The following is a 7,991-nucleotide window of genomic DNA, read 5'->3' on the forward strand; positions in this document are numbered from 1 at the left end:
AGGGATCAAATCCGCACATGGCGCGCCGTCGATAAAAAGCCGATAATATATATTATGTTAAATTACAGGCAGTGCCCGGAAACATCCGGCGCTCAGGCGACGAGTTGCCATGTGCGGATCACCAGAAATACCAGAGCGAATATCGCGATCCATGCGAGTGCCATTTTCAACCAGTCGGACATCGGCAGTCGGCGCGCCAGCAGCGAACTCAGCACCAGCGTGAATGCGCCCGCGAACCAGAGCAGCTGAACCGTCGTGTCGCCGTTCATAATTGCACCTCCAACCCATCATAACCGGGTTCGACGCCGCGCGGCAATTCGGCCGCAAGATCCGCATAGTCCATCGTATTGTCCATATGCGTAATGATCGCGCGCGGACTGCCTACCTTCTCAAGACCTTCGAGCGTCATCGCCAGATGCGGATGGGTTGGATGCGGATAGCGGCGCAGGGCGTCGATCACGAACAAATCGACGCCCTGGAAAAAGTCGACCATTTCATCGGTAAACTTTGAAAAATCAGTTGCGTAGGCAATTTTGTGCGCACCGTCGCTGAAGATCAGACCGCTCGCCTTGATCGGGCCGTGCGGCATTTCGATCGCCGATACCTCAATGGGGCCGATCGACTGATGATCGAGCAGATCGACCGGATCGACCGACGCCGGATAACCGGCGTTGCCGGCGAAGGCGTAGGTAAAGCGCCACTTCAATATGTCGAGCACATGGCTGCGGGCGTAACAGGGAACAGGCGTTCCGCGCAGGTGCATGATCTGGCGAAGGTCGTCGATTCCGTGCGTGTGATCGGCGTGCTCGTGCGTCCAGATGACGGCATCGACCTCGCCCACCTGCGCGTCGAGCAGTTGCATCCGCATGTCAGGGCTGGTGTCGACAAGAATGCGAAAGCCGCCGAGCGTCACCAGGATCGACGCCCGGCTGCGCAGGTTCCGTGGGTTGTCGGGATCGCACAGGCCCCAGTCGTTGCCGAGCCGCGGGACACCCGACGACGTTCCGCAGCCAAGGATTCTGACCTTCATGCGCCGCGTGACGTCATGCCGCCGCCTTGCTGAAAAGCGCATAGAAATTAGCGCATGTCGCGGCCGCCAATGCCTCCCTGTCTTCGCCGCGAAGATCGGCCAGGAACGCCAGTGTGTCGGCGACAAACGCCGGCTCGCCGGTCTTGCCGCGATGCGGCACCGGGGCGAGGAAGGGGGCGTCGGTTTCAATCAGCAGCCGGTCCTGCGGCAGCCATTTGGCGGTCGCTTGCAGGCCGGCGGCATTTTTGAACGTCACAATGCCCGAAATCGAGATATAGAGGCCAAGATCGAGCGCCCTGCGCGCAAAATCGTCGCTCGCGGTAAAACAGTGGATCACGCCGGGGAAGCGCGCCCTTTCCATTTCTTCGCCAAGCAGCGCCAGCGTGTCGGCCTCGGCATCGCGCGTGTGGACGATCACCGGCAGGCCCGTCGCCTGCGATGCATGGATATGGCGGCGAAAGCTGTCCTGTTGCCGGGCGCGATCGCTCTTGTCGTAATAATAGTCGAGCCCGGTCTCGCCGATGCCGATCACGCGCGGATGCGCGGCGCGCTCGACCAGCCTGGCCGTATCGACATCGGGATGCCGGTCGGCGTCGTGCGGATGGATGCCGACGCTTGCCCACACATCCTCATTTGCCTCGGCGGCGCCAAGCACATCGTCCCACTCGCTTTCGCGCGTCGCAATGTTGAGCATCGCCGTCACGCCCCGCGCGCGCGCGCGCGCCAGCACCTCGTCCTGCCGCTCGGCCAGTCCCTTGTAATTGAGGTGGCAGTGCGAATCGACGAGCATTACGCCTCCCCCTCCCTTTCGTTATCGGGCAGATCGAGGCGCGGAAAGATCGGCACGGGCTGACCCACCGCGAAATCGCTCGCGGCCAGCTTTGCGAACCAGGCGGTATCGCCAAGCGCCGCAAAATCGCGCGCGTCCGCGCCAACGCCCATCTGGTCGAGCAGTTTGTCGGCGGACGCCGGCACCACGGGGCGAATGGCAATGGCCAGCGTGCGCACAGCCTGGAACAGCGTCATCAGCACCGCGCGCATCCTTTCGGGATCGCTCTTGCGCAGTGCCCAGGGCGCCTGCGTGTCGACATATTGATTGCAGGCGAAAACGGCGCGCAGCCAGTGCTCGATCCCGACCGAGAAGGCCAGATCCTCAAATGCCCGCGGCAGCATCGTTCGCGCCACTTCGTCGACGGTCGAGAGCAGCGTGACGTCATCGTCCGTGGGCGAATAATCGTTCGACAGATCGCCATTCAGATTCTTGAAAATCATCGACAAACTTCGCTGCGCCAAATTGCCGAAACTGTTGGCGAGATCGGCATTGGCGGTGCGAACGATCGCATCGGCCGAATAGCTGCCGTCCTGGCCGAAGCTGACTTCGCGCAGCAGATAATAGCGCAGCGCATCGACGCCGAATCGCTCGGCGAGCGCCATCGGGTCGACGACATTGCCGAGCGATTTCGACATTTTTTCGCCCCGATTGAGCAGAAAGCCGTGGCCGAACACCTGCCTGGGCAGCGGCAGATTGGCGCTCATCAGGAAAGCTGGCCAGTAAACAGCATGAAAACGAACGATATCCTTGCCGATCATATGGATGTTCGCTGGCCAGAATGTGCCGAAGTCACTCGCCGGATCGGGATAGCCAAGCCCCGACAAATAGGTCGTCAGCGCATCGACCCAGACATACATCACATGCCCCGGCGATCCCGGCACCGGAACCCCCCAGTCGAAACTGGTGCGCGAAACGCTGAGATCCTTGAGCCCGCCCTCGACGAACCGCAGCACCTCGTTGCGGCGGCTTTCAGGGCGGATGAAATCGGGATGGTCGCGATAAAGCGCGAGCAAGCGATCCTGATAGTTCGACAGGCGGAAGAACCAGCTTTCCTCGACGGTCCATTCCACCGGAGTGCCCTGTGGCGACAGGCGGATGCCCCCTTCCCCCTCGCTCAGCTCGCTTTCGTCGTAAAAGGCTTCGTCGCGAACCGAATACCAGCCTTCATAACGATCGAGATAAAGATCGCCATTCGCCTCCATCGCTCGCCAGATTGCTTGCGAGGCGGCATGGTGCGCCGGATCGGACGTGCGCATGAACACATCATAGCTGACGTTCAACTTGGCATACATCTCACGGAAATATCCGGACATTTCATCGGCCAAATCGATCGTTGCACGCCCCTGGTCGCGCGCGGTCTGAAACATTTTCAGCCCATGTTCGTCGGTGCCGGTGACCAGCCGCACCTCGCGCCCGCACGCGCGCTGGAAGCGCGCCGCGACGTCGGTGGCGATCGCTTCATAGGCGTGTCCGATATGCGGGCGGCCGTTGGGATAGCTGATCGCGGTGGTGATATAGAAGGGGGCGTTCTGTTCGGACATGCGCGGGCCTTAGCCGCTGGCGCGCGCAAGGGAAAGCGTCAGCGTGCTGTCCGCCCCGGTCTCGGCGCGAGTTCAGCGAGGCAGTTGCCGATTTCGAAGCCCACCATCGTTCCGTCGTAGGAGCCGTGGATCGCGTCGCGAACCGTGCGCTGCACGCGATCCCACTGCGCCAGCACCGGCGCGATCTCGGCGACGGGGCGCGCGCGTGCGATCTCCGCCAACAGTCCCGGAACGATGTCGATCACCAGTTCGAGCCGCGCGCGGTTGCTCGTGCCACCCACCTCGCGCGCCAGCGCCTCGCGCAGCCGGTTTTCAGGATCGCCCGAATTGGCAATGGCGACCAGCTTCTTCTTCATCGCCGCGACATCGCTGTCGATCAGCGCCAGCGCCTTGCCCGGAACACCGCCCGACGCGGCGACGATCGCGCGCACCTCTTCCATATCGAGCATCGGACGCAAGCCATGCAGCCATGGCAGCATGACGTCACGGTCAACGGGTTGAAAACGAAGGATTCGGCAGCGCGAACGGATCGTCGGCAACAATCGTCCCGGCGAATGGCTGACGAGCAGGAAAATCGTCCTTGCGGGTGGTTCCTCAAGCGTCTTGAGCAGCGCATTGGCACTGTTGCTTTCCAGATCGTCAACGGCATCGACGATAATCACGCGCCAGTCGCCAAGTGACAGCGACAGGTGCAGGCGGCGAATCATCTGACGCACCTGGTCGATCGTGATGTTGCGCGCGAGTTCCTTGCCCTTGTCCTTGGGCTGGCGCGTCAGCCGGATGATCTCTGGGTGATTGTCGGCATCGACAAGCCGCGCCGCCGTATCGTCGCCTCTATCGTCCAGCGTCACCGCGGTGCGCTCCCCGCCCACGCCATGGGTCGCAAGAAAGCGCGCCGCGCGCTCGGCAAAGCCGCGCTTTCCCATTCCCTGCGGCCCGGCGAGCAGCCAGCCATGATGAAGTCGGCCGCCCTGCCAGCCTTCCAGAAACGCCTTTTCGGCGTCCTGATGGCCGATCATGGCAGCCATTCGGCAAGCTCCGCCAGAATGGCAGCGGTGACGTCGGCGACGGGCAGGCCGGCGTCCAGCACACGCCAGCGCAGCGGCTCGGCCGCCGCCATTTCAGCGAACCGCGCGGCAAGGCGCGCCTGATAAGCCGCGGGCTTGTTGCCCATGCGATCGCTGCCGCCGCGCGTCGCCAGTCGGAGTGCCGCCTCGTCGGCACTCACGGTCAGCAGAAAGGTGCGATCGGGAAGCAAGCCCCCCGACCCGAAGCGATGGAGCGCCAGAATGTCGGCGTCGGTGATGCCGCCGCCGCCACCCTGATAAGCGCGGCTCGAATCGACGAACCGGTCGCAGAGCACCCACGCGCCGCGCGCGAGCGCCGGACGGATGGTGCGCGCGACATGATCGGCGCGCGCCGCGGCGAACAGCAAGGCCTCGCAGCGCGCGTCCCAGCGGTCGTCGCTGCCTTCCATCAGCAGCGTACGGATGGCCTCGGCGCCCGCGCTGCCGCCGGGCTCGCGCGTGGCCACCACCTCGATCGATCGCGCGGCGAGCGCCTCTGTCAGCGCGCGCAGCTGCGTCGACTTGCCAACGCCCTCGCCCCCCTCAAGCGTGATGAAACGTCCGCGGGTCATGGTGTCGGGCTAAATGGCGGGAGAATGGGCTGGCGTCGAGGCATGGACCAGGGCGGTAACCTACCCCGCGGTTTTTGTCATCTGCGCGTCGCGGCCGACGCGCGGCTCGGCGATGCGTTGTCACGCGGGACTTGCCCTGCCACCGGGCGAGTCGACGTGGCGAAACCCCACTCCATCAGTTTTAGTGCCTCGTCGCGCCGCGCTGTTGCGCTTGGCAGACCGGCGACGACCATGATCAGACGGCGGCCATCGCGCTTGGCCGATCCCAGGAATCCGTATCCCGCCTCGCGCATATGCCCTGTCTTGAGACCGTCGGCCCCGTCGAATCGACCGAGGATCGGATTGCGGTTCGCCTGGACGATCGGCCGTCCATCGGGGGCGATGCCATGCTGGAGTTTCGGGATCGAAAAATAGCGCGCGTAATCCTCTGGATGATCGCGGATCAGCCGGTCGGCAAGGGTGATGAGGTCAGCGGCGCTGACCTTGGTGACGCCGCCATCGGGCCAGCCATTTGGCGTGCCGAAATGGCTCGACACCAACCCAATATCGGCAGCTACAATGTTCATTCGTTTAACGAAAGCATATTCGCTTCCATCAATGCCTTCGGCAAGAACCGCAGCAGCATCGTTTCCCGATACGGTGATCAGCCCCTTCAGCAGATCGTCGACCGACAAACTTTCGCCGGGACTGAGAAACATCGTCGATCCCCCGGTGCTGCTGTTCCATTTTTTCCACGCGCCTTCGCTGACCGTGAAACGCGTGTCGCGTGTCAGTTCACCCTTCCGGATAAGATCGAGCACGACATAGGCGGTCATTACCTTTGTCATCGAAGCCGGAGCGAAGCGTCTGTCGGCTCCGCGCGAAAAGAGGATCATGCCCGAATCCACGTCCTTGAGCATGGCGATCGGGGCCTGCGTCGCATAGGGTGCCGGGCTGACCGCCGCGACGGCGGGTGTGCGATTGCCCTTTGCCGACGCAGCGGGCAGGGAAGCCATATTGACCGTGAACAGGCCCAGCGCCGCGGCCGCGCCGATCGGCAGGGCGGACTTGCCGCTCGCTCGAATCATCGATCGCGTCGAACCACCGCATCGCGAAAGCCCTTCGACCTTGCAGTGGCCAGCGCGCCTTGCGCGGCGGCGTCGCTGGCGAAGGGACCAATCCGCACGCGCCAGTAATTGCCAGCCTTCGACACATAACCGCCCACGGACCTGGCCGCGGCCGCGGCACGCGCTTCGGTGCTGAACGACCCGACCTGAACGACATATTCGCCCTTAACGTCGGCGCGGTTTGGATCGGGGGCGGGTTTTGTCGGCGCCGGTTTCGCGGTTGTCGGCGCCATGTTGCCCTCAATGGCAATGCGATCGTCACCCGGTTTCGCCTTGGCGGACGCAAGGGGCGCCGCGGGTTCGCTCGCGATCTTCGGGGTCGGCAAGCCTTTCGCCTTTGCGCGAAGGATCGCCAGCAGCGACGACGGCGTCGCGAGCCGTTCCGGAACCGCCCTGCCCGCTCGCAGCTGGGCGCGTTCGGCGGCCGGCGGATTGGTGCGGCGAACACGAACGGCTGCAAACCCCTGATCCAGTCCGAGCTGACTGGCGGCGGCGGGCGACAGGGTAATCAGCCGGTCGTTTGCCATCGGCCCGCGATCGTTGACACGGACAAGGATCGTTCGCCCGGTGTCGAGCGCGGTTACTTCGACATAGCTCGGCAGCGGCAATGTCTTGTGCGCCGCGCTGATCCGGGCGGGGTCGAAAATCTCGCCATTGGTTGTGGTCTTTCCGGCCTCCGCATCGCCATACCGGGACGCATAGCCCACATCGTCATAATCCATGACGTCGGCGGGGGTATAGGTGACGTCGCCGACCTTAAAGGGCTCGCCAACGACCACCGGCACGTCGGCCACGCCCGGCAACGCCGCCGCATTGCTCGCCTGCCCGGCGCTGCGCGCGCCCTCGGCGCCGCCGCAACCGGACAGCATCAGCGCCGCCCCCGCGATCAGCCCCCCGCCTCTAACGATCGATCTCATCCGCCAGCAACCCCACCGACAATGCGTAAAAATTGGAACAATTATAGTCCAGTATCGCACGATAGTTACCGGTCAGCAAATAGGCCGTCCGCCCCGGCCCGTCGGGTTCGAGCAGCGTCGCCAGGATATTGCCGTCAGGCCATCGCCCGCCGATCGGCTGAAGCCCCGCCGCGCGCCACTCCGCCATGGTGCGCCAGCGGCTGTGCCGATCGAAAACGCGGGGGCAGCGCGGGGGCGCCAGGCGGTTGGCGACGGCGGTCCGATCAAAGGCGGCGGGCACGCTCACCGCGATGCCCCACGGCTGCCCCGCGCGCCAGCCAGCGTTGCGAAGATAGGCGCCGATCGACTCGATCGCGTCGGCCTCGCTCGACCAGATCCGCGCCACCCCGTCGCCATCGCCATCCTCGGCGACACGCAGATAAACCGACGGCAGGAATTGCGGATAGCCAAAGGCCCCCGCCCAGCTGCCTTTCAGCACATTGCGCGGGACGCCCCGTTCGACCATCACCATCGTCGCGATCAGCTCGGGTTCGAACAGGCTGCGACGGCGTCCTTCATAGGCCAGCGTGGCCAGCGCTTCGGGCAGGTCGAAGCTGCCTGTGACCTGACCATAAGCGGTCTCGTGCCCGTAAATCGCGATCATGATGCTCGTCGGCACGCCCGTTCGCGCCTCGATACGCGAAAGCAGCGGCAGCAACCGGTCGTGGACACGGCGCCCGCCATTGATACGCGCGGCATCGACGTGCCGCGCCTTATAGGGCGCGAACGCGGGAATCGGCGTGTTCGGAGTGGGCGGAGACCCCAGATTGTCGCGGTCGAGCGCCACGACCCTGGCGTTATAGCGCAGCCCGGCGGTCACCCGATCGAACGTCGCGCGCGACACGCCGCGCGCCTCGGCCTTGGGCCAGAGCGACTGGACATAGGCA

General features: G+C 64.3%; 9 protein-coding genes. All 9 read right to left on the reverse strand.

Going from position 1 to position 7,991, the window contains the following annotated elements:
- Nucleotides 1–92: 92 nt before the first annotated feature.
- Nucleotides 93–269, reverse strand: coding sequence for a hypothetical protein (locus HUW43_RS05655; RefSeq protein ID WP_188236458.1), 177 nt, complete (start codon nucleotides 267–269; stop codon nucleotides 93–95).
- Nucleotides 266–1,030, reverse strand: coding sequence for an MBL fold metallo-hydrolase (locus HUW43_RS05660; RefSeq protein WP_188236459.1), 765 nt, complete (start codon nucleotides 1,028–1,030; stop codon nucleotides 266–268). Before HUW43_RS05660 ends, HUW43_RS05655 begins: the two co-directional genes overlap by 4 nt.
- 13 nt (nucleotides 1,031–1,043) lie before the next feature.
- A complete protein-coding gene (locus HUW43_RS05665; protein WP_188236460.1) occupies nucleotides 1,044–1,820 on the reverse strand; it encodes a TatD family hydrolase in 777 nt (258 codons plus the stop codon).
- On the reverse strand, nucleotides 1,820–3,403 hold the full coding sequence (gene metG, locus HUW43_RS05670) for a methionine--tRNA ligase (RefSeq protein WP_188236461.1): 1,584 nt from the start codon (nucleotides 3,401–3,403) through the stop codon (nucleotides 1,820–1,822). The genes HUW43_RS05665 and metG overlap by 1 nt, the downstream gene beginning before the upstream one ends.
- Before the next feature lie 38 nt (nucleotides 3,404–3,441).
- Nucleotides 3,442–4,431 carry a DNA polymerase III subunit delta' gene (locus HUW43_RS05675; RefSeq protein WP_223181313.1) on the reverse strand — a complete coding sequence of 330 codons (990 nt, stop codon included), beginning with the start codon at nucleotides 4,429–4,431 and terminating at the stop codon, nucleotides 3,442–3,444.
- The gene (gene tmk, locus HUW43_RS05680; protein WP_188236462.1) at nucleotides 4,419–5,042 is read right to left on the reverse strand and encodes a dTMP kinase; all 624 of its coding nucleotides are present in this window, start codon (nucleotides 5,040–5,042) and stop codon (nucleotides 4,419–4,421) included. The genes HUW43_RS05675 and tmk overlap by 13 nt, the downstream gene beginning before the upstream one ends.
- Before the next feature lie 77 nt (nucleotides 5,043–5,119).
- Nucleotides 5,120–6,109: a D-alanyl-D-alanine carboxypeptidase family protein gene (locus HUW43_RS05685; protein ID WP_188236463.1), complete on the reverse strand. Its 990-nt coding sequence runs from the start codon at nucleotides 6,107–6,109 to the stop codon at nucleotides 5,120–5,122.
- Nucleotides 6,106–7,065: a septal ring lytic transglycosylase RlpA family protein gene (locus HUW43_RS05690; protein WP_188236464.1), complete on the reverse strand. Its 960-nt coding sequence runs from the start codon at nucleotides 7,063–7,065 to the stop codon at nucleotides 6,106–6,108. Before HUW43_RS05690 ends, HUW43_RS05685 begins: the two co-directional genes overlap by 4 nt.
- A partial coding sequence (locus HUW43_RS05695; protein WP_188236465.1) for a lytic transglycosylase domain-containing protein occupies nucleotides 7,049–7,991 on the reverse strand: 943 nt, incomplete at its 5' end. The genes HUW43_RS05690 and HUW43_RS05695, both read right to left, overlap by 17 nt.

Origin of the sequence: Sphingopyxis sp. LK2115 (assembly GCF_014595975.1) — a bacterium.
Lineage (GTDB): Bacteria > Pseudomonadota > Alphaproteobacteria > Sphingomonadales > Sphingomonadaceae > Sphingopyxis.